We start from the raw sequence: 736 nt of genomic DNA, 5'->3' as shown, positions 1-736 counted from the left end.
TGAAACCCAGGAAGGCGAAGGTCTCCGGTCGGCCAAGACCTCGACGCTGGCGGTTGGCCGCTGCGTTGCGACCAAACTCCAGTAACCTCGTCTTGTCCGGATGAAGCACAAGCGAGAACTCCTCCAGCCTCTGTCGCATCGCGTCCCAGAAGCGCCGCGCGTCAGCTTCGTGCTCGAAGCCAACCACAACATCATCTGCGTACCGCAGAATAATGACGTTGCCTTTAGCTTCCCGCCGTCGCCACCGGTTGGCCCAGAGATCAAACACGTAGTGCATATACACGTTCGCGAACAGTGGCGACGCCACTGACCCCTGCGGTGTACCTGTTTCACTGACGCTCAGTTCTCCATTCTCCAAAACGCCCGCCTTGAGCCATTTCCGCACAAGACGAATGATGCGCTCGTCGCCGATCCGATGCTCCACGAATCGAACCAGCCAGTCCTGGCTGACCGAGTCAAAGAAACTCCGGATGTCGGCGTCTAAAATCCAGTTCACCGGGGTGCGGATGATGGCCGTTGCCAACGCGTCCAGCGCATCATGCTGACTGCGTCCGGGTCGGAACCCGTACGAGAAACCGAGAAAGTCTTCCTCGTAGATCGCATTTAGCACTTCAACCACCGCGCGCTGGACGACTTTGTCTTCCAGTGCGGCAATCCCCAATGGGCGCTGCTTGCCGTCCGGCTTGGGTATGTACTGCCGCCGAACGGGCAGTGCCCGATACGCTCCGCTGAGTAC

At 59.2% G+C, this 736-nt stretch carries 1 protein-coding gene; it reads right to left on the bottom strand.

Translation table 11 applies throughout. The annotated features are described in order from the left end of the window. Nucleotides 1-736: reverse transcriptase domain-containing protein (locus AC1Q7H_RS39825; protein WP_492380263.1), on the bottom strand; the 736-nt coding region annotated here is incomplete at both ends.

It is taken from the genome of Cupriavidus sp. GW823-FHT06D04 (genome assembly GCF_058795055.1).
Note: the sequence above shows the minus strand (reverse complement) of the source record. Positions and strands in the feature narration are given on the sequence as shown.